General features: G+C 70.7%; 19 protein-coding genes and 2 pseudogenes. 10 read left to right on the top strand and 11 right to left on the bottom strand.

Annotated features, from left to right (window positions below; all coding sequences use genetic code 11):
* Nucleotides 1–23: 23 nt before the first annotated feature.
* Nucleotides 24–1,502, bottom strand: a complete 1,479-nt coding sequence (locus AS97_RS07980; protein WP_059143028.1) for a sugar transferase — start codon at nt 1,500–1,502, stop codon at nt 24–26.
* An 819-nt stretch (nt 1,503–2,321) separates the two neighbouring features.
* Here AS97_RS07980 and AS97_RS07975 point away from each other — a divergent pair.
* A complete protein-coding gene (locus AS97_RS07975; RefSeq protein WP_059143027.1) occupies nt 2,322–2,789 on the top strand; it encodes a M1 family aminopeptidase in 468 nt (155 codons plus the stop codon).
* Between the two features lie 42 nt (nt 2,790–2,831).
* On the opposite strand, the gene AS97_RS07970 is transcribed toward AS97_RS07975, so the two are convergent.
* On the bottom strand, nt 2,832–3,224 hold the full coding sequence (locus AS97_RS07970) for a helix-turn-helix domain-containing protein (protein ID WP_059143026.1): 393 nt from the start codon (nt 3,222–3,224) through the stop codon (nt 2,832–2,834).
* 90 nt (nt 3,225–3,314) lie between these two features.
* Between AS97_RS07970 and AS97_RS07965 the strand changes: the two genes are divergently transcribed.
* Both AS97_RS07965 and AS97_RS07960 read left to right on the top strand, forming a co-directional pair.
* Complete coding sequence (locus AS97_RS07965) at nt 3,315–4,247, top strand: NADP-dependent oxidoreductase (protein ID WP_125755798.1); 933 nt, start codon at nt 3,315–3,317, stop codon at nt 4,245–4,247.
* 67 nt (nt 4,248–4,314) lie between these two features.
* A pseudogene (locus AS97_RS07960) lies at nt 4,315–4,506 on the top strand (DUF4232 domain-containing protein); the annotation flags it as partial.
* Nucleotides 4,507–4,653: 147 nt separating this feature from the next.
* Here AS97_RS07960 and AS97_RS07955 read toward each other — a convergent pair.
* The 6 genes from AS97_RS07955 to AS97_RS07930 form a co-directional block, all read right to left on the bottom strand.
* Nucleotides 4,654–4,956, bottom strand: coding sequence for a putative quinol monooxygenase (locus AS97_RS07955; protein WP_125755800.1), 303 nt, complete (start codon nt 4,954–4,956; stop codon nt 4,654–4,656).
* A gap of 6 nt (nt 4,957–4,962) precedes the next feature.
* Complete coding sequence (locus AS97_RS07950) at nt 4,963–5,625, bottom strand: glycerol-3-phosphate responsive antiterminator (RefSeq protein WP_059143023.1); 663 nt, start codon at nt 5,623–5,625, stop codon at nt 4,963–4,965.
* 44 nt (nt 5,626–5,669) lie between these two features.
* The gene (locus tag AS97_RS07945) at nt 5,670–7,223 is read right to left on the bottom strand and encodes an FAD-binding oxidoreductase (protein WP_059143022.1); all 1,554 of its coding nucleotides are present in this window, start codon (nt 7,221–7,223) and stop codon (nt 5,670–5,672) included.
* Nucleotides 7,220–8,893, bottom strand: a complete 1,674-nt coding sequence (locus AS97_RS07940; RefSeq protein ID WP_059143021.1) for a glycerol-3-phosphate dehydrogenase/oxidase — start codon at nt 8,891–8,893, stop codon at nt 7,220–7,222. Before AS97_RS07940 ends, AS97_RS07945 begins: the two co-directional genes overlap by 4 nt.
* Nucleotides 8,894–8,966: 73 nt before the next feature.
* Nucleotides 8,967–10,544 (bottom strand): FGGY family carbohydrate kinase, encoded by a 1,578-nt coding sequence (locus AS97_RS07935; protein ID WP_059143020.1) that lies wholly within the window; start codon nt 10,542–10,544, stop codon nt 8,967–8,969.
* Nucleotides 10,545–10,682: 138 nt separating this feature from the next.
* Nucleotides 10,683–12,113, bottom strand: coding sequence for an MFS transporter (locus AS97_RS07930; protein ID WP_210564610.1), 1,431 nt, complete (start codon nt 12,111–12,113; stop codon nt 10,683–10,685).
* A 263-nt stretch (nt 12,114–12,376) separates the two neighbouring features.
* On the opposite strand from AS97_RS07930, the gene AS97_RS07925 reads away from it, so the two are divergent.
* Nucleotides 12,377–13,330 carry an aminoglycoside phosphotransferase family protein gene (locus tag AS97_RS07925; RefSeq protein ID WP_059143018.1) on the top strand — a complete coding sequence of 318 codons (954 nt, stop codon included), beginning with the start codon at nt 12,377–12,379 and terminating at the stop codon, nt 13,328–13,330.
* A gap of 54 nt (nt 13,331–13,384) precedes the next feature.
* On the opposite strand, the gene AS97_RS07920 is transcribed toward AS97_RS07925, so the two are convergent.
* Together AS97_RS07920 and AS97_RS07915 are read right to left on the bottom strand one after the other, a co-directional pair.
* Nucleotides 13,385–14,638, bottom strand: coding sequence for an MFS transporter (locus tag AS97_RS07920; RefSeq protein WP_059143017.1), 1,254 nt, complete (start codon nt 14,636–14,638; stop codon nt 13,385–13,387).
* A gap of 62 nt (nt 14,639–14,700) precedes the next feature.
* Nucleotides 14,701–15,276: a helix-turn-helix domain-containing protein gene (locus AS97_RS07915; protein WP_059143016.1), complete on the bottom strand. Its 576-nt coding sequence runs from the start codon at nt 15,274–15,276 to the stop codon at nt 14,701–14,703.
* Nucleotides 15,277–15,463: 187 nt separating this feature from the next.
* Here AS97_RS07915 and AS97_RS48485 point away from each other — a divergent pair, with 187 nt between their 5' ends.
* Nucleotides 15,464–15,808: a dihydrodipicolinate synthase family protein gene (locus AS97_RS48485; protein WP_282615675.1), complete on the top strand. Its 345-nt coding sequence runs from the start codon at nt 15,464–15,466 to the stop codon at nt 15,806–15,808.
* Nucleotides 15,715–16,149: a dihydrodipicolinate synthase family protein gene (locus AS97_RS48480; RefSeq protein WP_282615674.1), complete on the top strand. Its 435-nt coding sequence runs from the start codon at nt 15,715–15,717 to the stop codon at nt 16,147–16,149. The genes AS97_RS48485 and AS97_RS48480 overlap by 94 nt, the downstream gene beginning before the upstream one ends.
* Before the next feature lie 95 nt (nt 16,150–16,244).
* Here AS97_RS48480 and AS97_RS07905 read toward each other — a convergent pair whose 3' ends face one another.
* Complete coding sequence (locus AS97_RS07905; protein ID WP_210564609.1) at nt 16,245–17,384, bottom strand: PQQ-dependent sugar dehydrogenase; 1,140 nt, start codon at nt 17,382–17,384, stop codon at nt 16,245–16,247.
* A gap of 487 nt (nt 17,385–17,871) precedes the next feature.
* On the opposite strand from AS97_RS07905, the gene AS97_RS07900 reads away from it, so the two are divergent.
* From AS97_RS07900 to AS97_RS07885, 4 genes and pseudogenes are all read left to right on the top strand, one after another.
* Nucleotides 17,872–18,420, top strand: coding sequence for a class I SAM-dependent methyltransferase (locus tag AS97_RS07900; protein ID WP_086708056.1), 549 nt, complete (start codon nt 17,872–17,874; stop codon nt 18,418–18,420).
* A 223-nt stretch (nt 18,421–18,643) separates the two neighbouring features.
* Complete coding sequence (gene icmF / locus AS97_RS07895; protein WP_210564608.1) at nt 18,644–21,874, top strand: fused isobutyryl-CoA mutase/GTPase IcmF; 3,231 nt, start codon at nt 18,644–18,646, stop codon at nt 21,872–21,874.
* Between the two features lie 41 nt (nt 21,875–21,915).
* Nucleotides 21,916–22,056: pseudogene (locus AS97_RS07890) on the top strand (3-hydroxyacyl-CoA dehydrogenase NAD-binding domain-containing protein); the annotation flags it as partial.
* Nucleotides 22,057–22,301: 245 nt separating this feature from the next.
* Nucleotides 22,302–23,417 carry a Xaa-Pro peptidase family protein gene (locus tag AS97_RS07885; protein ID WP_210564607.1) on the top strand — a complete coding sequence of 372 codons (1,116 nt, stop codon included), beginning with the start codon at nt 22,302–22,304 and terminating at the stop codon, nt 23,415–23,417.
* Nucleotides 23,418–23,728 lie beyond the last annotated feature (311 nt).

The raw sequence follows: 23,728 nt of genomic DNA, 5'->3' as shown, positions 1-23,728 counted from the left end.
GCCGGTCGGACGACCTCCGCGCATCAGTACGCCCCCTGCCCGTGGAGCACCGCACGCAGCGTCTTCCACAAGATCACTGTGTCCAGGGCGAGCGACCAGTCCTCCACGTACCGCAGGTCGAGGCGGACCGCCTCCTCCCACGGCAGGTCGCTGCGTCCACTGATCTGCCACAGGCCGGTGAGCCCGGGCTTGACCAGCAGCCGCCGCCGGATGTCCGGGCCGTACGCGGCGGACTCCTCCGGAAGCGGAGGCCGCGGTCCGACGAGCGACATCGATCCGGTGAGCACGTTGAAGAGCTGCGGGAGCTCGTCGAGCGAGTACCGGCGCAGCACTGCTCCCACCCGGGTCACCCGCGGATCCCGGCGGAGCTTGAACAGCAGGCCCGCGCCCTCGTTGCGGTCGGCCAGCTCCGTACGTGCCCCGTGGGCCCCGGCGACCATGGTGCGGAACTTGAGAATGGTGAACTCGCGGCCGTCCTTTCCGACCCTGCGCTGGCGGTAGAACGCCCCGCCCCGACTGTCCAGCAGCACGAGCAGTCCGACGAGCACCATCAGCGGCGCGAACAGCATCAGGAGGACCGCCGCGCCCACCCGATCGACAACCTCCTTGATCGCCCGGCGGCCCCCGGTGAAGGTCGGCATGCTGACCCGCAGCAGCGGGATCCCGAGCACCGCGTCGACGTGCAGCCGCGGGCCGGCCACCTCCATCAGCACGGGGGCCACGACCATCTCGGCATCGCTGCCTTCGAGGTTCCAGGCCAGCCGCTGCAGCCGGTCCGGTGACCAGTGCGGGTCCGGTGTGACCGCGACGACACGGTAGCCGTCGTGGCGGACGTGCTTGGCGACGTCCGTCAGTCGGCCGACGACCCGCACTCCGTCCAGTTGGTCACTGTCGAGCCCGCGACCGTCCGTCGTGCACACCGCCTCCACCCGCCAGCCGAGATGCGGGAACTTGCGGGTTCGGGCGATCAGGTCGCGCACGGTGGCCGGGCTCCCGGCAGCGAGCACCGGTCTCAGGCACCGTCCTTCCTTGCGCTGTTTGTGCAGCCAGAGGCGGAGCAGATATCGCGCGGTCATGGTGATGAGCGCGATCGCGGGGATCGCGACGAAGATCCAGAGCTTGATATTGCGCGAGGTCAGGGCGATCCCGCCGAGCGCCAGGACGACGGTCGCCGTGAACAGTGAGCGTCCGAGCCGGCGGAATTCCTCGGCACCCTGGCCGAGCACGGCCGGAGCCCATGACCGGCTCACCGCAAGCGCCCCCAGCACCAGCAGCTCGGTGCCGAACGCGAGAATTCCCCACTTCTCGTGCCAGTTGGCCGCGTCCCGGGCCCCGAAGAAGTTGCCGATCGCCGCCACCACGAAGGCGGTGGCCACGGCATCGCTGGTGATCACGGTACGGCGGTACCGCTGCTCCCAGTTGTTCGCGGGCCGGCTGACTGCCCCGTTCGCCAGACGCCCGCGCTCTGACGAAAACGGGCTGAGTAATCCCCCTCGCCGCACAGAACCCCCCCAGGTCCCCAGTGGTTCGACGTGTTCGCCTCACACTGTTCCTCCCCCTCGGGAGGCGCCCCTGCCTCCCGCACTGTTCCTCCCCTCGGGAGGCCCCGCCTCCCGTCGCGCTGTTCCTCCGCCGGGAGGCCCCCGCCCCCGCGAATGACATCCCGGAATCGCAGCGCTACTTGGACACCCCACCCGGACGGGTGCGGACTCGCGTGTCTTGCCAGACTTCGAGGTGCGTGGGAGCCCGTCGAAACCTCGGGTGCTCCCCACACCCAAGGCCGCCCCTCTCGGGCCCCGAGAATTGATCAACCCCACGTCCGGCGCCGGGGACGCGCCTGCTGGCCGCCCATAGCACCGGATCTGTAGATCATTATTTGTCGCTCGTGTCCAAACTTGTGAAGCACGGGTCAATCTAGAACATCGGGGCCCGCCTGAAGAAGAGTTGTGTGCAATTTGTGCTCAAACTTTGAAGCCGGGTCCACTGGGCGGTGGTTGCCCGTGGGGGCCTTGATGGCGAAGGCGTGCCATGTGACCTGTGATGACGGGAGTTCTCCGGGCTGCCGGCACCGGGCAACCCCGAGGCGTCCCGACACTGCCGGCCGGGCCGCGCTCAGGGCCTGCCCGGTGGTGCCGCACGCCGAGGGTGCGTGACGGGGAAGGGTGGCCCGCGCTTGGCGGCACGCAGGGCGATCCGGCGGGAGCACCGGGGGGCGCCGCCCTGGGCACCGCCCCTGCGATGGGCGGAGACTGCTTCCATCAGCCAATCCGCGAAGGCGTTCGAGGTCGTCCTCTTCATGCGCGCAGGGCCGGCGCCGCTCGGTGCCGCGGCGGCTCACAAGGTACCCCGCATGTCGCCACCGACCCCGCACCGAGCAGCGGAGACGGTGGCGGCTGCGCCACATCTGGCTGAACGAGGGCTTCGCCAAGTACAGCGAGTGGCTGTGGTCGGAAGTCTCCGGCAGTGTCCCCGCCGCCGTCGCGGCCCGCACCAGGGCCACGCCGGCCGATCAGCCGCAGGACCTGCCGGTCGCGGACCCGGGCATGCCGCGGATGTTCGACGACCGGGTCTACCAGCGGGGCGCACTGACGCCGCATGCGCTCCGTACGGTCCTCGGCGACGACACCTTCTTCGGTGCCGCGCGAATGGACGGCCACCGCCGCCACGCCACCGTCAGCACCGAGGAGTTCACCGCTCTCGCCGGGCGCCGCGCCGCGCAGCCGCTCGACGCGCTGTTCACCGCCTGGCTCCACGCCCCGCGCCTGCCGGAACTCCCCGGCCCCAGGTGATCGGCTCCCACACCCGGGCGGGGTGTGGTGAGGCTCAGGGCCCTAGCGGGGGCCTGGTTCGCTGTGGGCGACCGGCTCGGGATCGGCGTCGAGCGCGTCGAGCACCGCGTCGCCGTGCGCCCTCGCCCACTCGGTCAGCATGTGGATCGGGTCGATCAGCGTCGCCCCGAGCGGGGTGAGCTCGTACTCGACGCGGGGCGGCGCCTCGGCGTAGGCGTGGCGGCGGATGAGTCCGTGCGCCTCGAGCCGTCGGAGCGTCTGGGTGAGCATCTTGCGGGAGATGCCGCCGATCAGCTCGATCAGCTCGCCATGGCGCACCGGGCCCTCGCTGAGGCCGTAGAGCACCACCGCCGTCCACTTGTCGGCGAGCAGCTCGACTGTCAGACGCGCCGGGCAGTCGGCGAGAAAGGGATCACCGGGACCGAAACCGCTCATGGCGCCAAAGGTACCTGTGCCAGAGGTACCTGCGGGTTCCTGTCGGAAACCTAGCCTGAGTTCTCTCCCCCTTTCCAAGCCAGGAGAGTCATGCGAGTCATCACCCAGCAGTCGCTCGGCGGTCCCGAGGTGCTCACCATCGTGGACGCGCCCGAGCCCCGGCCCCTTCCGACCGAGGTCCTCGTCCGCGTCAAGGCGATCGGGCTGAACCCGCTGGAGGCGCTCCTGCGCTCCGGCGAGTTTCCCCCGATGCTCGGCCGGCCGCCGTTCGTCCTCGGCTGGGACATCAGCGGCGTGGTCGAGGAGGGGTCGCTGACGTATCGGTTCAGGCCCGGCGACGAGGTGTTCGGGATGCCGCTGTTCCCGCGGGCGGCGAGCGCGTACGCCGAGGTCGTGTCGGCGCCGGCGGTGCACCTGGCGCGCAAGCCGGCGTCGCTCTCGCACGCCGAGGCGTCGGCGCTGCCGGTCGTCGGGCTGACGGCGTGGCAGGGCCTCGTCGACCTCGGCGGCGTGCGTGAGGGGGACCGCGTCCTGGTTCACGGCGGTGGTGGCGGGGTCGGCCACGTCGCGATCCAGATCGCCAAAGCGCTCGGCGCGCATGTGATCGCGACCGCCAGTGGGAGCAAGCGGGAGTTCGTCGAGGGGCTCGGCGCCGACGAGGTGATCGACTACACGGCGGTCGACTTCACCGAGGCGGCCCGCGGCATCGATCTCGTACTCGACACGATCGGCGGCGACACCGTCGAGCGGTCGCTCGGCGTGCTCCGCCCAGGCGGTCACCTGGTGACGGCGGTCGCCGAGGAGGATACGGAGCTCGTCGCACGGTACGAGGCGGCCGGTATGCGCTTCAGCGGCATCGCGGTCGACCCCGATCCGGTCGCCCTGCGAGGTCTCGTCGACCTCGTCGAACAGGGCAGGCTCCGGGTCCACGTGCAGGAGATGTTCCCGTTCGAGCGCGTCGCCGACGCGCACCGGCTGCTCGACGGCGGTCACCTCCAGGGCAAGCTCGTCCTCACCCTCTGATCCGTCGCGCGGCCTCGCACGCGGGAGGCCCCACTGATGAACGGCCGCGCCCGGCCGGTCGTGTAACTTCGGCGTCGACTACCCGATCAACGAGTCGGGCGGCTCCGGCGTCCGCGTCACGGGGCCGGTGGTGACCCCGCCGAACGAGACGAAGTCGGTCACCCTCGACTGGCCGGGCGGCGGCACCCTGCCCGTCACGGGCGGCGCCGGCCCCCCGGTGAAGGTCGGCCCGATCGGCGGCCTCGGTCAGGGCGGCTGACCCGCACCTTCCAGGGCGCTCGGGCCGCGCCGCCCAGCACCTCGCCCGCGCGCGGGGCACCCAGCTCCAGCTCCTCCACCTCGACGGGGCGGGTCTCGGAGCAGGGCCGGGCGGGCGATACGCGGCGCAGCACCGCCGCACGGGTCCTCATGCCCGCATCTGCGGACGCGGGGCGCAGCGCAGCACGTCACGGCTCTCCAGCAGCGGGACGACCTTGCCGAGCACGATCTCCTGGAAGTGCGGGGTGGCGCAGTGCGCGGTGAAGGCGGCTTCGGAGACGTACTCCTCGTACAGCACGAGCGCCCGCGGGTCCTCGGTGCCCTGGTGGACGCGGTAGGCGAGGTTGCCCGGCTCCTGGCGGGACGCGGCGGCCATCGCGTCGAGCAGGGGGAGGACGGTGTTCTCCGCGCCCTCCTTGGTGCGGTAGCGGGCGACGACGACGTAGGACATGGGGGCTTACTCCTGGGAGGGTGTGGCAGGCCGCTTCGGTGCGGAGGGCGGGACCGGCGGTAGCTGTTCGCGGCGCAGGTGCCAGAGGCGGGGGTCGGACGTGGCGGCCGCGACGGACCCGAGGGCCAGCGCGAGCGCCACGTCCGCGGGGGTCTCCACGAAGCCCGCCGCGATCGAGGGGGACATCGCGCGCTGTGCCTGCGCGCTCATCCGGGCGACGATCGGGGCGGGCATGATCTCGACCAGGTCCGGTGCCCCACGCGAGATCGCGTCCGTGGAGCGGCGCAGATTGGACCGGTCGGTGACGAACACCTTCATCATCGTCAGCAGACCCAGCGGACGGCCCTTCTCGATGAGGGAGAGCCGGGTGCTGACCACGCCATGCGTGCCCAGGCTCTTGATGTAGTCCAGCGCGCCCCGGTCCTGAGCCAGACCGGGGGTGCTGTCCACGTTCACGAACACGGTCTTCCCCGCCCGGACCAGGGCCGGCACCACCTTGGGCAGCTGTCCCACGGTGAACGACGCGAGGATGCACACCTTGGCCGGTGCGGTCAGGAACTGCCGCAGCGGCTCGGTGCCGATCACCGACGCGACGACCGGCACCTCGGCGAAGGCCGAGGCGAGCCGCGGCGCGAGTGCGGCGCCGGACGGGGACGGGGAAGGGGCCATGGTGAAGACCTGCCTGGGGAAGGAGGGGGACGTGGCTGATCAGGTCAGTTCAGCGGGGACGCGCCGAAGCGACTGGGAAGGCCCAGCTTGCCAGGGTTGAGAATGCCCGTCGGGTCGAGGGCCCGCTTCACCGCGACGAACGTCGCGAAGCCCGCCCCGAGGGATTCCTCCAGGTAGGGGCCGCGCAGCAGACCGCAGCCATGGTGGTGGCTGAGCGCCGCCGCGTGCTTGATCAGTACGGCGTTGGCCGCGTCCCACACCGAGCGGTACCAGTCGCGCCGCGACTCGGGCGCCACATCGCCGCGCAGCGAGAAGTAGACGCAGGCGCCGTCGGTGTACGCGTGGGACTGGTGCGCCGAGGCGGCCAGGGTGCCGGGCACCGACTGGATCGCGGCGACCACCTCGTCGTAGATCACCGGGAGGTCGGTCCAGGACGCGGCCATCTCCAGGGTGTCGGCGACGAAGCCCGGACCCGGCGTGAAGCCGTCGGCGGACTTGCCGACCAGCATCCGCTCGTCCAGCCAGCGCTCGAAGACCGCCTTGCTGTCCAGCTCGGGGCCGTACGCCGCGCAGACCTCGGTCGCCACCTTGATCGAGGCGTCGACGATGGCCGGGTCCCCCTCGTCGGCGATGAGCAGCAGGTTGGTCTCCGGGTGGCCGAAGTGGGTGCCGGACTCCAGGGTGTCGTACAGCCGCAGGACGGCCGGGGTGGCACCGCGCCGCATGATCTCGCGGCAGGCGTCCAGGCCCTCCGCGAAGGTCGTGAACCCGAACGCGACGGCGTCGGCGTACCGCGGCAGCGGGTGGACCCGCAGGCGCGCCGAGACGATGACACCGAGGGTGCCCTCCGAGCCGACGAACAGCTGGCGCAGGTCCGGGCCGACCGCGGCGCGGGCGTAGTCGCCGTACGTGGCACGGGTACCGTCCGCGTGCACGACGTCGACGCCGACGACCATGTCCTCGATCTTGCCGTAACGGGTGGAGAGCTGACCGGCGCCGCGGCAGGCGATCCAGCCGCCGACCGTGGAGACGGCGAAGGCGGACGGCCAGTGGCCGGTGGTGACGCCGTACTCCTCCTGGAGGTGCTTCTCGAAGAGGTCGCCGAACATGCCCGCCTGGACATCCACGATGTTCGACTCGGCGTCGAAGTCGATGATCTGGTCCAGCCCGCAGACGTCCAGGACGACGCCGCCGAAGACGGGGAGCGCCGCGCCCGTGACGTTGGAGCGGCCCGCGGAGGGGGTGACCGGGATGCCGGCCTCGTGGCAGATCCGCAGCACGGCCGCGACCTGGTCGGCGTCGGCCGCCTCGACGATCACGGCGTTCGGGGTGGCGGGACGGCCCTCGGTCTCGCCGATCATCGAACCGGCCCACCAGTCACGGGTCCGGGTGACGACCTCGTGGCGGGAGGTGTGGACGGCGCGCGCTGCCTCGCGCAGCGCCTCGACCACGGACTCGGGGACCTCGACCGGGTTCACCTGGAGGGCCGCCTCGCCCTCCCCGATCGGGGTGTTCCGCGCCCACCTGGCGGAGCTGGGGGCGCCGATCGTGTAGTCGCCCCGGTTGAACGGGTGGGTGATGGTCTGGCGGCTGATCATGCTGCTGCCCCTTCGAGGAGTACGGACTTTTCGTGGTGGACGGCTGCGAGGTACTCGGCGACCGAGCGCTCGACCTCGGCCTCCGTGAGGTTCAGTTCCTGGCCGAGGATCGCGCCGACGGCCTCGGCGGCGTCCACGGAGGCGTCCCGGGCGAACAGCCGGGCGCGTGTGCGGCGGGAGAGCACATCGTCGACCGAGCGGGCCAGTTCGGCGCGGGCCGCGTACACGACCTCGGCCCTGGTGTACGGGAGCCCCGCCACGATCGGCTCGGCCAGCGACGGGTCGTCCTGGATCAGGTCGCCGACGAAACGGGCCTCGGTGCCGAAGCGCTCGCCCAGGTGCGCGGCCACGCCACCGGACGCCGCGACGGCTTCGGCGTCGTAGCCGGCGCCGCCGAGCAGCGGGAGGTCCGTGGTACGGCTCTTCCCCCTGCGGCCGAGGACCGTCATCACCTTGTTGATGACGAGCTCGCCCATGTGCCGGCTGGTGGTGAGCTTGCCGCCGGTCACCGTCACCATGCCGGTGCGGCCGACGGTGATGTGGTGGTCGCGGCGCATATCGAGCGTCGCGCCCTCGCCGCCGCCCACCAGCGGACGCAGACCGCCGATGGAGCCGATCACATCGTCCGGGGTGAGCTTCCCCTCGAAGGCGGTGTTGGCCCCCTCCAGCAGGAAGTCCATCTCCTCACGGGTGCAGTGCACATCGTCCCGGGAGCCCTGGTAGTCCTCGTCCGTGGTGCCCAGCACGACGCTGTTGCCCCAGCGGGTGCAGGTGGCGCGGCGGGCCCGGCCGGGGATCGGCACGGTCACCGTGCAGTTGATCCGCACCTTGTCCCAGGGCACCACGATGTGCACACCCTTGGCCGGGCGGACCTGGGGCCGGTGACCGTCGTCCGCCTTCGCGTCGAGCTCGTCGGTCCACACCCCGGTGGCGTTGACGACGGCCCGAGAGCGGATGTCGAAGGTGTCGCCGTCCGCCGTGACCCGGGCACCGGCCACCTGGTCCGTCTCCATCAGCAGACCCTCGGCCTTGGCACCGTTGAGGATCGTGGCGCCGAGCGCGGCGGCGGTGCGGACGATGGTCAGGACGAGCCGGGCGTCATCGGCACGGGCATCGAAGTACATCAGCCCGCCCCTGAGGTTCTCCGCGCGCAGCGTCGGCGCCTGCGCGAGGACCTCGGGGACGGTGAGCCGCTGGTGCAGTTTGCCGATCCGCCAGCCGCCGACCAGGTCGTATGTCCACAGCAGCCCCTCGAAGCCCTTGGCGAGGCGGGCGTCGAAGATGCCGTCCTTCTCCAGGATCGGGAAGAGGAACGGCAGCCGGTGCACCAGGTGCGGGGCGTTCTTGCGGAAGCGATGCCGCTCCAGGAGCGAGTGGCGGACCAGGTTGACGTTGCCCTGCTCGATATAGCGCAAGCCCCCGTGCACCATCTTCGAGGACTTCGACGAGGTGCCGGAGGCGAAGTCGTCCTTCTCGATCAGGGCCGCGCGCAGCCCGCGCGAGGCGGCGTCGAGCACGGTGTACGCCCCGGTGATGCCACCGCCGATGACGAGCACGTCGTAGGTCTCGTCGGCCAGTTGGCGCTTGATGGCGGCCCGGTCGAGCAGCAGCGGCGTCCGACGGGTCGCCGCGGCGGTGCGCCGCGGTTTCCGGGCGGGCATGGTGATCACAACATCAACTCCTGGTGTTTCGGTACGGCGGCCGCGTGGTCGGCGGGCCACCGGTGCGACGGTCGGTGGGCCGTCAGCGGGGGGTGGGTGGTTCGGGCGGGCCCTCCCGCAGGGGGAGCAGCGCGGGGTCCTTCAGATGGGCGATCAGCACATCGCGCCAGGCGGCGCGCTGTTCGGCGCGTTCGGCCGCCGTGATCGCGGGCTCGAAGATCCGGCCGTGCGGCTGCGCCTCGACGACCTCTTCGAGCGAGGGCCACAGACCCTGGGCGACACCCGCCAGATAGGCGGTGCCGCGCAGGCTCGCGGTCGCGGAGTCGGCGACCCGCTCCAGCGGCAGACCGGTCAGGTCGGCCTGGATCCGCAACAGCGGGTCGCTGCCGGAGACGCCGCCGCCGACCCGGAGCCGGGTGAACGGGGTGCCCATGGTGTCGGCGACCCCGTCGATCAGATCGCACACCGAGTGCGCGATCCCGTCGAGCACGGCACGGGCGAGATCGGCGCGAGTGGTGGCGAGAGTGAGCCCGGTGAGGGACGCGGTGGCCTCCGGTTGCCAGACCGGCGTACGGACCCCGGCGAGCGCCGGGACGAAACGCGGGGTGCGGCCCGGCCGGGTGGGGACCCGGCCCGCTTCCTCACCGAGCTCCTTCGGCGACGCGAACAGGCTCAGATCGTCACAGAGCCAGCGCAGCGCCGAACCCACGGTGGAGGTGTATGCCTCCAGGCTGTAGTGGCTGATGTCGCCCTGCCGCCGGCCGGGCTGGGCGAGCACCCCGGAGATGTCCGGCCGGGGCAGGGCGGGCGTGGTGCCGGTCGCCGCGTCGACGAAGGCGCCGGTCCCGTACATGCACATGCCCTGCCCGGCGGCGAGACCGCCGAGCGCGACGAGTGCGGCGTGCTGATCGCCCATGGAGGCGGCCAGCGGGACGGCGATGCCGAGGGCGGCCGGGTCGGTGGTACCGAATCCGGTGTCGTCGGAGCGGAGCTCCGGCAGCAGGCCGAGGGGGAAACCGAGGTGGCCGATCCACTCCTGGTCCCAGGCGTGCCGCTCCAGCAGATAGCCACCGGTGGACGCGGCGTTGGTCGGCGTGGTGGCGTGGACGGCGCCGCCGGTGAGGCGCCAGATCAGCCAGGTGTCGACGGTGCCGAAGAGCAGCCGGCCCCGGCGGTGCGCGGCGGCCACCTCGGGGTGCTCGGCGATCTGCCGGGCGGCCCAGAGGAACGGGGCGCGGGCGCCGACCGGCCGGCCCTGCCGGGCCAGCAGGACGGCGTCCCACTCCGCCTCGTAGGCGGTGAGCTCGGTCGCGTGGCGCCGGTCCTGCCACACCACCGCGGGCAGCAGCGGCTGCCCGGTGACGCGGTCCCAGAGCATCGCGGTGGCCCGCTGGGTGGAGAGCGCGACGGCGGTGATCTCGATGCCGTCCTCGCGGGCCCCGCCGACGGCCCGGCGCGCCACCTCGAGGGTGGCGGTCCAGATCTCCATCGGGTCCTGCTCGACCGAGAGGTCATCCGGATGGCTGACCTTGATCGGCCGGTAGAACACCTCGTGGGTGGCGCCCGAGTCGAGGACGACTCCGGCCCTGGTGCCAGTGGTGCCCTCGTCGATGGACAGCACACCACGCCGTGGGGCGGCGCCGGGGAACGTCTGGGTCATGGCAGCTCTTTCGTTCGAGCACCGCGAGCGAGCCGTGCGGAGGGATAGGGAGGGGACGGATGCGGCGGGGAAGGGCTGGGGAAGGGGCGCACACGGAGGAGGGGGACCACCGTGCGGTGCGCCAGGTCCGGCGGCGGATCAGCCGGCGGTCACGGAGAGCGCCGCAGTGGCGTCACGGTCCTGCCCGGCGACCTCGTCGGGCGAGGCGGCCTTCGTCGGGTCCCACTTGATCACCAGGCAGGTGATCAGGCCGAGCAGCGGCACGACGGACAGCGCCAAGAAGGTGTCGGCGAGTCCGAGCGAGTCCTTGATCTGCGGGAAGACATACAGGCCGGCGACACTGCCGAAGCTGCCGACCATCCCGGTGACACCGGTGCCCAGGGCGCGGACATCGCTGCTGTACGAGAGCGCCGCGATGGACTTGCCGTTGGCACCGGGGCCCGCGGAGTGGCAGAGGATGAACAGCACCGGCAGCAGGAACGCCACGGCCATGGGCACCTTCTCGAAGGTTAGTCCCATCGCCACCAGGGCCACGAAGACCCCGGCGAAGCCGGCAGCGGAGCTGAGCCGCAGCCCGAGGCGGCGGCCGAAGTACGCGGACAGCAGCCCGCCCGCGATACCGAAGGCGTTGAACACCATCGAGCCGATGGTGGCCTTCTCGAAGCTCTCGCCGAAGATCGTCAGGCTGATCAGCGGGAGGTACCAGCCGACCGCGAAGTACTGCATCGACTGCCCGAGCGAGATCACCGATGAGAGGATCGTGCGCGGCAGGTACTCGCCCTTGAACAGAAGCCCGGTCTGGCGGAACCCGACGACCGGTGCCTCAGCCGCGATGCGGGTCATCGCGTCGGGCGTACCGACGACTGCCTTGATCCCGTAGATCCGGTCCAGGTTGATGACGGACTCGCCCAGCCGGCCCTTGCCGGCCAGCCAGGTGGGGCTCTCCTTGAGCATCAGTGCTTGGCTCAGCAGCAGTGCGACGGCGACGACCGCGGCCGAGCCGACCGACCAGCGCCAGATGTCCGAGCCGACATCCAGGTTGAAGAAGAGCAGGGCCAGGGCGAGGTTGCTGGTGGTGGCGACGTACCAGACGGCCTGCCACAGGTTGAGCCGGCCGCCCAGCTTCGCGGGCGTGTACTCGGCGAGCAGCGCCATGGCGACCGCGAAGTCGATGCCGTACGCGACACCCACCAGGGCCCGGCCGAGCCACACGACGGTGAAGTCACCGGCGAAGGCGGCGAGCAGGGCGCCCGCGAGGGCGAACACCTTGGCGATGAGCAGCGGGCGGACGCGGCCGATGCGGGTGGCGAGCCAGCCACCGAGGGGGTTGAAGATGATGGCCAGCGCCGGAGCAGTGGCCGTGAGGATCGAGACTTGGGTGCTGGTGAGCTCCATCTGGGTCGTCATGGGCCCCAGACCGGCGCTCAGCGCCGCGTTCGAGTAGGCGTCGAGGAACAGCCCGCCGAACACGAGGAACCAGATGATCTGCGCCCGGCCGGTGATCTTTCCCAGCCCATCGATGAGCGCAACGACATCGGCGACGCCTTTGACGCTCGGACGTTGTGCCATGAATCCGCCTTCGAGGAAGACCTACCGGCGGCACGGGGAGCACGGAAAAGGGCACGACGAAGCCACCGACAGGTGGTCTATGTCTGTGCCTGCCAAAACACTGCGGAAAACGCCGCAGCGCGCGAACTGCTGGAACTGCTGATGACGCGGTGCAGCGAGATTAAGAACGAGCCATGAGCAACGTCAAGGGTTTCGGCCAGGTTACCGAAACGTGATGGGCCGGGCGTTCGCGCGTGCCGCCGTCCGGATGGTGAGGTGGCACGGTGAACAACCACGATGAGGCGGCGGGTGTCCGGCCGTTGACACTGACTTGGGTGAACCGACACCTGGAGGCCGGCGAACGGGTCGTCGGAGCACAGGCGCTGCACGGCGGCATCACTGCCGACATGCGGAGGCTGACCATCGGCACGCGGGACGGAGACACCCGTCACCTGGTGCTGCGGACCTTCGTCAACATGGAGCACGCCGAGGACTGGCTGAACCGGGAGGCCGGCGCCCTGACCCTGCTCGCGGGGACCGGCGTGCCGGCTCCTGGGCTGGTCGCGGTCGATCCGACCGCCGCGCAGTGCGAGTATCCCTCGCTCCTCATGACGCATCTGGCGGGCCGGACGGTCCTCGACGACGAGGGACTGGAGACGCGCGTCCCACGGCTGGCCCGTCAACTCGTGGCGATCCACGCGGTGCGACCCGCCGTTCGGCCCCGGGAGTACGTGGCGTTGACGACCGCCGACACCGTCGTGACTCCGAAGGGCGCCGACGCGGCGGCATGGGCCGCGGCCATCGACGTGATCCGCAAGCCCGCGCCACCCTATGAAGGGCGTTTCCTGCACCGGGACTTCCAACCCGGCAACGTGCTGTTCGACGTGGAGCCCTCGAGGCCGGCAAGTGCCCGCATCACCGGCGTCGTCGACTGGGCAGGGGCCTCCTGGGGCCCGGCGGATCTCGATGTGGCGCACTGCTCCACCAATCTCGCGCTGCTGCACGGCCCGGCGTGGGGCCTGCGGTTCGCCGAGGCGTACGAGGAGGCCGGCGGGGTGCTGGCCGCGACCGCGAGCGAGCGGCTGTACTGGCAGGTGCGGGACGGGCTGGCGTGCTCGGAAGAAGTGCGGTTGGTGTCGCGGCCATGGCGGGAGGCAGGGAGGACAGAGCTGACGACACGAGCCGTGGAGGAGCGGCTGGATGCCTATGTCACCGCCGTGATGGACGCGCTGGGCTGAGCCACGGCGGTTCGGGGCGCGGTCCCGTGACCCACACCTGCGTGGGAGTGGCTTCTAGCGGTCGGTGAGCGATCGGCGCTTTCGGCTTCGCGTACGCCGGCGGCTGTTCGCCGAGCGGCCGGTGGCCGGTCTGCGACCGGTGAGGAGAACCGTGAGGGCCGCGACCGCCATCACCGCGGACATCGTGGCGAAGCCGGTGGAGAAGGTGGCCGCTTGGGCTGCCAGGCCCAGCATGAGGGAGCCCAGTCCGGTGCCCGCGTCGTAGCCGATGTTCCACGCGACTGATGTCGTATGCCGGTTCTCCGCGCCCGCGTAGGTGAACGCCTGCACCAGCGTGAGGCTCTGCAGCCCTCCGTACGCCGCTCCCAGCACGACCAGTCCGGCCGGCAGGGCGAGGACGGGGACGCTCTCCGAGCCCACGGCCAGGGCGATCAGCGCCAGGCCCGCACACGCGGCCGAGGCGAGGGCGCCGCTGATCGGCCGCAGAGCGATCCGGTCGGCCAGCACTCCGCAGCCCCAACGGGACACCGCGGCGGTGGCGGTGAGGGCGAGAAGGGCCGTGGCGGCCAGCGTCGGGGTGGTGGTGAACTGCGGAGCGAAGGTGAGTACGGCACCGCCCGCGGCCGTGACCAGCAGCAGCACGGTGAGCGGGAGCAGGATGCGCCGGAGCACCGTGGTCGCGGGGGCGGGGTGCCGCGGGTGGCTGTCCGCTGGCGCGGGGCTGCCGATGCGGGCCTCGACGACGCGGCCGAGGGCTCGTGTCCAGGGCAGTGCCAGAACGGGGAGCGCGCCGCACGCGATGATCGCGGGGAGGGCGAACGTGTCCACCAGCCAGGGCGCCGCCGGGGTGAGGGCGACTTGGGGGAGAGCGACCGCGAAGCCGTAGAGGCCGATGGCCGCTCCCTGGCGTCCGCGCGGGGCCAGCGCGGCCGCGGCGGTGGATCCACAGACGGTGACGATGCCGAAGCCCACTCCGCGGAAGGCTGTGGTCAGCAGGATGGGCAACAGGTGGTCGCTGAGGGCTTGCAGCAGGGCGGGCAGGCCGAGCAGCAGGGAACCGAGGACGAGGATGCGGGTCCAGCCGAGGACGCGCAGCGCCGTTTTGACGCACAGCTGGGCCAGGACGGTGGCGGCCATCAGGACGGCGGTGACGAGTCCGGCACCGAACTCGTCGGCTCCTCCGCTGACGGCCCACGCCGGGGAGACCGGCAGCAGCAGGGCGAATCCGGAGAAGCAGCAGAGCACCACCATCAGCAGGTGCGGTATGCCCGGGGCCCGTATGACGGATTCTTTCGCGCGCTCGGACATGAACCTCCTCTTGGCCTTGATCTTCGAGGCGGGTGGGGACGGAACGGAACGGGTCGACGTGGTCAGGCAGGGCCGGGTGGCAGGTGGACGGTCATGATCAGATGGCAGGTCCCGCCGCCGTCGCCGCGGTAGGTGTGGGGGGTGTCGGCGTCGAAGGCGGCGGTCTGCCCGGCTTCGACGGGATGGTCGACGCCGTCGACGACCAGGACCATCCGGCCGGCCGTGACACTGAGGGTCTCCACGACGCCGGCCTGGTGGGGGTGGCTGGGGTACTCCTCGCCGGGCTGGAGTTTCCAGCGCCAGACCTCGACCGTGGTCGGCCCGGAGGTCGTCAGCATCAGCCGGGCCTCGCTGCCGTGCGTTCCCGCCCACAGTGGCATCACGGCCTCGGCGGACACGACCCGGACGCGCTCCTGGGACGCCCCCTCCATCAGGGAGGACACCGAGACGCCGAGGGTGTCGGCCAGCCGGACCAGGGTGGCGAAGTTCGGATTCCCCTGGGCCTTCTCCAGAGCGACCAGTGAGCCCTTGCTGACCTTGGCCCGTCGGCCGAGTTCGTCCAAGGACAGCCCCGCGCGCGTGCGAGCGGTTCTGACGTTGTACGCCAGCGTCCGCAGAGCCGCCTCGGTCTCCGCCATCAGGTCGCTCCTCTCCACGTAGTTCAGTCTGCCGTACCACGCGGTCGTTCGGTTGACCTCGCGCGGTCGGTCCGTTGTACTTTCCAGTCGTTCTGCTGACACCAAAGGGCGAACTCCGGGGACCTCGAGCCCCCCCGAGCGGGTCCGCGCCGCCCGTATCGCGGTGGAGCACGCCGACGGAGTCCCGGTGATCGTCGGAATCGGGGCCCTGCGCACCCGGCACGTGCTGGAAGCGGCCGAGGACGCCCAGAGCGCGGGGGCGGCCGGAGTCCTGCTGGCGCCGGTGTCGTACCAGCCGCTCACCGACGACGAGGTATTCGGCCTCTTCGAGGACGTCACGGCGAGCCTGTCCGTCCCCCTGGTGGTCTACGACAACCCCCGCACGACGCGCTTCACCTCACCGACGAGCTGTACGCGCGGCTTGGCCGGCTCCCCAACGTGGCTTCCATCAAGATCTCCGGGGCGCCCGCCGCCCCCGCGGCGGCCCGCGCCCGCATCGAGCACCTGCGGCACCTTCTGCCCGCCACGGTGACGATCGGCGTCAGCGGCGACGCGGACGCGGCCAGGGGGCTGAACGCGGGATGCAACGCCTGGTACTCGGTGATCGGCGGCCTCTTCCCCGAGGTGGCCCTCGCCCTCACCCGGGCCGCGCAGACCGGCCGGGCCGAGCGGGCCGAGCAGGAATCCCAGCGGCTCCAGCCCCTGTGGGACCTCTTCGCCCAGCACGACGGGTCCCTGCGTGTCGTCGCGGCAGCAGCCGCCCACCTCGGCCTCACCGCGCCCCGCGGCCTCCCGCTTCCCCTCCGCGGCCTCGACGCGAAGGAACGCGCGCGGGTCGCCACGGTGATCGAGGACCCGCAACTCCATGCATGACGACTCGCCCCGGACACGTCGCCGCCCTTCAGTACAGAGGAGGGCGGCGACGTGCGCCGGTGGCACTCGCCACTCGGCCGCGGGTCCCGTAGTGGTTAGGCCGGGTCGATGCGGGAGATGCTGCCACCTATGGCGAGCACGTACAGCTTGCCGTTGCCGCCCTGCGCGAACGAGATGACCTCACCGCCGTTGACTCCGAGGTCGTTCACGCCGGTCACCTTGCCGTTCTCCATCCGCAGAGAGCGGACGGTGCCGTCGCAGTAGTCGCTGTACACGTACTGACCCTTGAGGTCCGGGATCGCGTCGCCGCGGTAGACGTAGCCGCCGGTCACCGAGCAGCCCAGATTGGTGCGGTCGTACTCGTGGACCGGCGGCACATGGTTCGCGGGTTCCGTGCCGCCACGGAAGGGATGGGTGCCCTCCATCTGGGACCAGCCGTAGTTCTCGCCGCCCTTGCTGTCCGCCGGGGCCCAGTCGATCTCCTCCCAGTCGTTCTGGCCGACGTCACCGATCAGCAGGTCGCCCGTGCCCGCGTCGAAGGAGAACCGCCACGGGTTGCGCAGCCCGTACGCCCAGATCTCGTCCTTCGCGTTCGGGTCGTCCACGAACGGGTTGTCCGGCGGGATCGCGTACGGCTCGCCGCCGCTCGGGTCGATCCGCAGGATCTTGCCGAGCAGCGTGTCGAGGTTCTGCCCGTTGCCGTGCGGGTCGCCGCCCGCGCCCCCGTCGCCCAAGGCGATGTAGAGGTAGCCGTCGGGGCCGAACTTGATATCGCCGCCGTTGTGGTTCGAGTACGGCTGCGTCTGGGTGAGGACGGTGCGCCGGGTGTCCGGCTGGATCTTGCCGTCCCGCATGGCGAATTCGTCCACGGTGCTGGTGCCTTCGAGGTTCGTGAACGAGATGTAGAAGTGCGCGAATTCCTTGTCGAACGCGATGCCCAGCAGGCCGCGCTCGCCGTCGGTGGTGGTCTCGTCGGAGATGTCCAGGACGGGTTCGCCCAGTCCCTGATCATCCAAAACCCTTACGGTGCCTGGGCGTTCGGCGATCCAGACCGTGCCTCCGGGACCGGCGGCGCCGGCGGTCGGATTCTGGGCCGTGGCCACATTCTTGAGCGCGACCTTCGCCGCTGCCTGCCGCGGGGCGGCGGGCTGGTCGGCGGAGGCCGTGGTCAAGGCGAGGGAAGCGACGAGGCAGATGGTGCCGATGATCGCCGAACTTCTGGTGCGAACTTTCACCGTGATCCTCCTAGAGGCGGTGAATCGGGAGGTCACCTGGCTGCTTGGGCAGGTTCAGGGGGTCTCGCCCGCGCCAGCACGCAACCTGGGTGGGGGATGGTGTGCTACTGGCCATGGATGAGAATACTGGGACGGACGTGCTTGGTATAGACCAGAATTCCACCCGGCTATCTCCGTTCCGCCGTCCGGCGCGCAGGAACCCGCGCCGACGGGGCCAGAGCGGACGAGCCTCCCTTCCGGCGAGCAATTCCGAGGGGGAGCTGAAGGTGGTCAGCTGGCCCCGCCCGGCTCCCGGCAGCGACCCGCCGGCTCCGGCCGGGCGACCTGTGGAGTGCGAAATAATGTGCCAAGCGATGCGTTGAGGGGAGGGCTGGGACGGGCTGACCGCGGCCTTCGCGGGCGGGTTCCCGAGTCAGCCAGAGGTCCTGGCTGCCCGCATTGTCCTGCGCGACCACGCATGTGACACTCTGGCCGCATGAGCGTGAGCATGAGGTGGAACGGTGACGACTACCAGTCGCGGTTTGACCGCATCGCCGCCGAAGGCGGGGACATCCACGGTGAAGCCGCGCTGGTCCGCTCCTTCCAGCCCGCCACCGTCCTCGATGCGGGGTGCGGCACCGGCCGGGTGGCCATCGAGCTGGCCCGTCACGGGATCGACGTGGTGGGCGTGGACACCGACGCGTCGATGCTCGCCACCGCCCGGCGGCTGGCCCCGGAGATCCGTTGGTATCAGCGGGATCTGGTCGGCCTCGATCTGGGGTTGTCCTTCGATGTCGTGGTGCTGGCGGGCAATGTCCCTCTGTTCACCCCGCCGGGTACGGAACCGGCCCTGGTGGCCGGGGCGGCGGCCCATGTGCGTCCGGCCGGCCGTCTTGTCGCCGGTTTCGCCCTGGACCGCGGTTACACGCTGGACGACTACGACGCGCACTGCCGTGCGGTGGGACTCACCGTTGAAGCCAGGTACGCGACATGGTCCCGGGATCCTTACACCGGCGGGCAGTATGCCGTCTCCGTGCATGGCAAGCCCTCGCGCTGATTGCCAGGGGATCCGGAGGGCCCCTGTCGCGGACGATGTCCAGCTCACAGGTGCCTGACAGCCGTTGCGGCAGCTGGACGCTGCTGTCGGGCGGGATGGCTCCGGCGAAGGCCGTTCCCGGGGGGACGTGTGCTGCTCTTCACACCGCCCCGGCCTCCAGTAATTTACTAGGACGTCCTACTATCTCTTCAGTCAGCGCCCTGACCTGTCTGGGAAGGCCCTCATGAGCGATCTGCACCGTCCTGCGCACCCCGTCCGCCTGGTCACCGCCTCGGCGCTGTTCGACGGGCATGACGCGTCGATCAACATCATGCGGCGGATCTTCCAGTCCCAGGGCGCGGAGGTGATCCACCTCGGTCACAACCGGTCGGTGCGGGAGGTCGTGGACGCGGTGCTGGAGGAGGACGCACACGGTGTCGCGGTCTCGTCCTACCAGGGCGGTCACGTGGAGTACTTCGAGTACCTGGTGGAGTCGCTGCGTGCGCAGGGGGCGGAGCACGTCCGTGTGGTGGGCGGTGGTGGCGGCGTCATCGTGCCCGAGGAGATCGACCGGCTGCGCGACAGCGGAGTGACCATCTTCTCCCCGGAGAACGGGCAGCGGATGGGCCTCGCCGGGATGGTCAACTCGGTGATGAAGGACTGCGACTTCGACCTGTGGGACGGTAGGCAGGCCGACATCGCCGCCGTACTCGCCGGCGACCGGTTCGCTGTCGCCCGCGCCATCACCGGCGCCGAACTCGGCAAGCTGCCCGCGGACTTCCTGGAGCAGCTCCGGGCCGCCGCGGCGGCACGGGTCACACCGGTGCTCGGTATCACCGGCACCGGCGGCTCGGGTAAGTCGTCGCTCACCGACGAGTTGGTGCGCCGGTTCCGCGTCGACCAGCAGGACAAGCTGCGGGTCGCGGTGATCGCGGTCGACCCGACCCGCCGTCGTGGTGGCGGTGCGCTGCTCGGTGACCGGATCCGGATGAACTCCCTGGACGGGAACCGGGTGTTCTTCCGGAGTCTGGCCACGCGCAACAGCCGTGAGCTGCCGGAACACCTGGCCGATGTGATCGACGTGGTGAAGGCGGCCGGGTTCGACCTGGTGATCGTGGAGACGCCGGGCATCGGCCAGGGCGACGCGGCGATCGTGCCGTTCGTCGACACCTCGATGTATGTGATGACACCCGAGTTCGGCGCGGCCTCGCAGCTGGAGAAGATCGACATGCTCGACTTCGCCGACGTCGTGGCGATCAACAAGTTCGAGCGGCGCGGCGCGAAGGACGCGTTGCGTGACGTGGGCCGCCAACTGGTCCGCAACCGCGAGGCGTTCGGCATGCGGCCCGAGGAGATGCCGGTGTACGGCTCCTCGGCGGCCACGTTCAACGACGACGGTGTCACCGCGCTGTACCAGCACCTGAAGAGCTCCCTGGCCGAGAAGGGGCTGCCGCTGTCCGAGGGCTGGCTGGCGCCCGTCGATGTGCGCTACTCCTCCGGTATCCGGCAGGTGGTTCCGGCGGAGAGGGTGCGCTACCTCGCCGAGATCAGCGAGCTGGTCCGCGGGTACCACGCCGAGACCGACCGGATGGCCGAGTCGGCCCGTCGGGTGCAGCGGCTGGAGGCGGTGGAGGGCGAACTCGTCCAGGCCGGCTCCGACGCCGGGAATGTGCGGTCGTTGCTCGAGGACGCCCGCCGGAAACTCCCGCACGAGGTCGCGGAACGCATCGAGAACTGGCCCGCCGTCGTGGCCTCCTACTCCGGCGACGAGCAGATCGTGAGAATACGGGACCGGGAGATCCGCACCACGCTCACCCGCGAGTCCCTGTCCGGCAACAAGATCCCCCGGGTCGCCCTGCCCCGCTTCACCGACCACGGGGAACTGGTGCGGTTCTGGCGCCGGGAGAACCTGCCCGGCCACTTCCCGTTCACCGCCGGGGTCTTCCCGTTCAAGCGTGACGGCGAGGACCCGGCGCGGATGTTCGCGGGCGAGGGCGATCCGTTCCGTACCAACCGGCGTTTCAAGCTGCTGTCCGAGGGCCAGCCGGCCACCCGGCTGTCCACCGCGTTCGACTCCGTCACCCTCTACGGCCGTGACCCGGACGAGCGCCCGGACAACTACGGCAAGGTCGGCACCTCCGGAGTGTCGGTGGCGACCCTGGAGGACATGAAGGCGCTCTTCGACGGCTTCGACCTGGTGGCGCAGACGACTTCGGTCTCCATGACGATCAACGGGCCGGCGCCGGCCATCCTGGCGTTCTTCCTCAACACCACGATCGACCAGCAGATCGAGAGGTTCCGTACCGCCGAGGGCCGCGACCCGTCGCCCGAGGAGGCGGCCGAACTGCGGGCGCATGCGCTGGGATCCGTGCGCGGCACGGTGCAGGCCGACATCCTCAAGGAGGACCAGGGCCAGAACACCTGCCTGTTCTCCACCGAGTTCTCCCTGCGGATGATGGCCGACATCCAGGAGTGGTTCATCGCCAACAAGGTCCGCAACTTCTACTCGGTGTCCATCTCCGGATATCACATCGCCGAAGCCGGCGCGAATCCCATCAGCCAGCTGGCCTTCACCCTGGCCAATGGCTTCACCTACGTCGAGTCCTACCTCGCCCGGGGCATGCACATCGACGACTTCTCCCCGAACCTGTCGTTCTTCTTCTCCAATGGCATGGACCCCGAGTACTCGGTCCTCGGCCGGGTCGCCCGCCGCATCTGGGCGGTGGCGATGAAGGAGAAGTACGGTGCGAACGAGCGCAGCCAGAAGCTGAAGTACCACGTCCAGACTTCCGGCCGCTCGCTGCACGCCCAGGAGATGGACTTCAACGACATCCGCACCACTCTGCAGGCGCTCATCGCGATCTACGACAACTGCAACAGCCTGCACACCAACGCCTATGACGAGGCGGTCACCACCCCCACCGAGGACTCGGTCCGCCGGGCCCTCGCCATCCAGCTGATCATCAACCGTGAGTGGGGTCTGGCGATGAACGAGAACCCCTTGCAGGGGTCGTTCATCATCGACGAGCTCACCGATCTGGTGGAGGAGGCCGTCCTCGAGGAGTTCGAGCGGATCAGCGAGCGTGGCGGTGTGCTCGGGGCGATGGAGACCGGCTACCAGCGCGGCCGTATCCAGGACGAGTCGATGCTGTACGAGCAGCGCAAGCATGACGGCACCCTGCCGATCATCGGCGTCAACACCTTCCGTAACCCGCGTGCGGACACCGCCGAGCCCGACGCCATCGAGCTGGCCCGCGCCACGGAGGAGGAGAAGCAGTCCCAGCTGGCGCGGGTGCGGGACTTCCAGGCCCGCCACCATGAGACGGCCCATGCCGCGCTGGCCGCGCTCAAGGACGCGGCGGTGAGTGACCGCAACGTCTTCGCCGTCCTCATGGACGCCGCCCGGGTCTGCTCGCTGCAGCAGATCACCGACGCCTTCTTCGAGGTCGGCGGCCAGTACCGCCGCAACGTCTGACCAGCCCCGGCACACCACCATCTCACCGGATTGGACCCCAGATGGATCCCGTTGCCCGTCTCGGCGTCGTCGGCTGCGGCCTCATGGGCTCCGGCGTCGCCGAAGTCGCCGTCCGGCACGGCATCGATGTCCGTGTCGCCGAAGCCATCCCGGACGCCGTCGAGGCGGGCCGCCGTCGTCTTTACGATGCCTGAGACCCCTGGGCCGGGAGCGGGCCCCGACTCCTCGTCGGTCGGGCGGTAGTGCCGAGCGAACCGGCCAAGGCGGCTGGACCTGGCGCGGGCAGTGCGTCCCGTGCCTTCGGGGATGCCGCTGTGCTGCATGCTGTGGAGGCTGAGGCTGAGGCTGAAGGGGCCCAGCCGGTCGAGGACGGTCCGGCCCGCTGCCTCGGCCCGGACCGGCCCGATACCAGGATGGAGAACTCCCTGTGATCCCCACCGATCTCTACCCCGCCGACCGTCTGGAGCGCGCCCGGGAGGCCGCCGCCGGTGCGGGCCTGGGTGCGCTGCTGATCAGTCCCGGCGCCGACCTGCGCTACCTGACGGGTTACCAGGCCCTGCCCCTGGAGCGGCTCACCTGCCTGGTGATCCCCGTGGACGACGAGCCCTTCCTCCTGGTGCCGGAGCTGGAGCGGCCCGCGGCGCTCGCGTCCCCGGCCGGGAACCTCGGCATCGAGATCACCGGATGGGCCGAGACCGAGGACCCGTATGCCCTCGTCGCGGCCAGGCTGCCCGCCGGTACGGCCCGGGTCGGCGTCGACAACCACATGTGGGCCGAGAAGGTGATCGCCTTCCGCGCCGTGCTGCCCGACACCGATCAGGCACTGGCCGGAGAGGTGCTCGGCCGGCTGCGGATCCGCAAGACCCAGGCCGAGGCCGAGGCGCTGCGCCGGGCGGGCGCGGCCATCGACCGGGTGCACGCCCGCATGGCCGAGTGGCTGCGCGCCGGGCGCACCGAACGCGAGGTCGGCCGGGACATCGCGGAAGCCATCACGGCCGAAGGCCATGTGCGGACCGACTTCGTCATCGTCGGCTCCGGACCCCACAGCGCCAGCCCCCACCATGAGCTGTCGGACCGGGTGATCCAGCCCGGTGACCCCGTGGTGGTCGACATCGGCGGGACCACCGAAGACGGCTACTGCTCCGACTCCACCCGCGACTACGTCGTCGGCGAGCCCCCGGCGGAGTACCGACGGCTGTACGAGGTGCTGTTGACCGCCCAGCGCGCCCAGACCGACGCGGTGCGGCCCGGTATCACCGCCGAGCGACTGGACGCGATCGGCCGGGACATCATCACGGACGCGGGCTTCGGGCCTCACTTCATTCACCGCACCGGTCACGGCATCGGGCTGGAGACCCACGAGGAGCCCTACATCGTGGCGGGCTCCGCCCTGCCGCTGGAGCCCGGCATGGCCTTCTCCGTCGAGCCGGGCATCTATCTTCCCGACCGATTCGGAGCCCGCATCGAGGACATCGTCATCTGCACCGACGACGGCGGCGAACGGCTCAACCGCACCAGCCGTGAGCTGGTCGTACTGCCGTGACCGTCTTGTGCGGTCGACGCTCCCGGGGCGGGGCCGCAACACCGCATGAGGCATGGAATCGCCATGGGTGTTCCCGTGCCTCATGCGGTGGCGATGGCGAGTTCGCCCGGGTGGACGAGGGGGGAGTGCCGGGCTTCTCGACGGCGAGCAGGTAGGCACCGGTCAGGGCCAGGCCGATGGCCTGCCCCGTCAGGTGGGACGGCGCATGGGCGGCGTCGCCGACCACCACATCGTCCATGGCGCCTGGGGCGTCGAAGCGCGGAGCGGCTTCGTGCTCGTCCGCCGGCCGCTCGCCGCGTAGTTTCTGTGCG

This window comes from Streptomyces sp. AgN23, from assembly GCF_001598115.1.
In the GTDB taxonomy this organism is placed as follows: domain Bacteria; phylum Actinomycetota; class Actinomycetes; order Streptomycetales; family Streptomycetaceae; genus Streptomyces; species Streptomyces antimycoticus.
This window is presented reverse-complemented; position numbering and strand designations above follow the sequence as displayed.

Coding starts and splice junctions, on each gene's coding strand:
- icmF (WP_210564608.1), top strand. CDS start 18,644: ATGAGCGATCTGCACCGTCCTGCGCACCCCGTCCGCCTGGTCACCGCC.
- AS97_RS07935 (WP_059143020.1), bottom strand. CDS start 10,544: ATGACCCAGACGTTCCCCGGCGCCGCCCCACGGCGTGGTGTGCTGTCC.
- AS97_RS07945 (WP_059143022.1), bottom strand. CDS start 7,223: ATGATCAGCCGCCAGACCATCACCCACCCGTTCAACCGGGGCGACTAC.
- AS97_RS07970 (WP_059143026.1), bottom strand. CDS start 3,224: ATGAGCGGTTTCGGTCCCGGTGATCCCTTTCTCGCCGACTGCCCGGCG.
- AS97_RS07900 (WP_086708056.1), top strand. CDS start 17,872: ATGAGGTGGAACGGTGACGACTACCAGTCGCGGTTTGACCGCATCGCC.
- AS97_RS07920 (WP_059143017.1), bottom strand. CDS start 14,638: ATGTCCGAGCGCGCGAAAGAATCCGTCATACGGGCCCCGGGCATACCG.
- AS97_RS07950 (WP_059143023.1), bottom strand. CDS start 5,625: ATGGCCCCTTCCCCGTCCCCGTCCGGCGCCGCACTCGCGCCGCGGCTC.
- AS97_RS07930 (WP_210564610.1), bottom strand. CDS start 12,113: ATGGCACAACGTCCGAGCGTCAAAGGCGTCGCCGATGTCGTTGCGCTC.
- AS97_RS07915 (WP_059143016.1), bottom strand. CDS start 15,276: ATGGCGGAGACCGAGGCGGCTCTGCGGACGCTGGCGTACAACGTCAGA.
- AS97_RS07965 (WP_125755798.1), top strand. CDS start 3,315: ATGCGAGTCATCACCCAGCAGTCGCTCGGCGGTCCCGAGGTGCTCACC.
- AS97_RS07955 (WP_125755800.1), bottom strand. CDS start 4,956: ATGTCCTACGTCGTCGTCGCCCGCTACCGCACCAAGGAGGGCGCGGAG.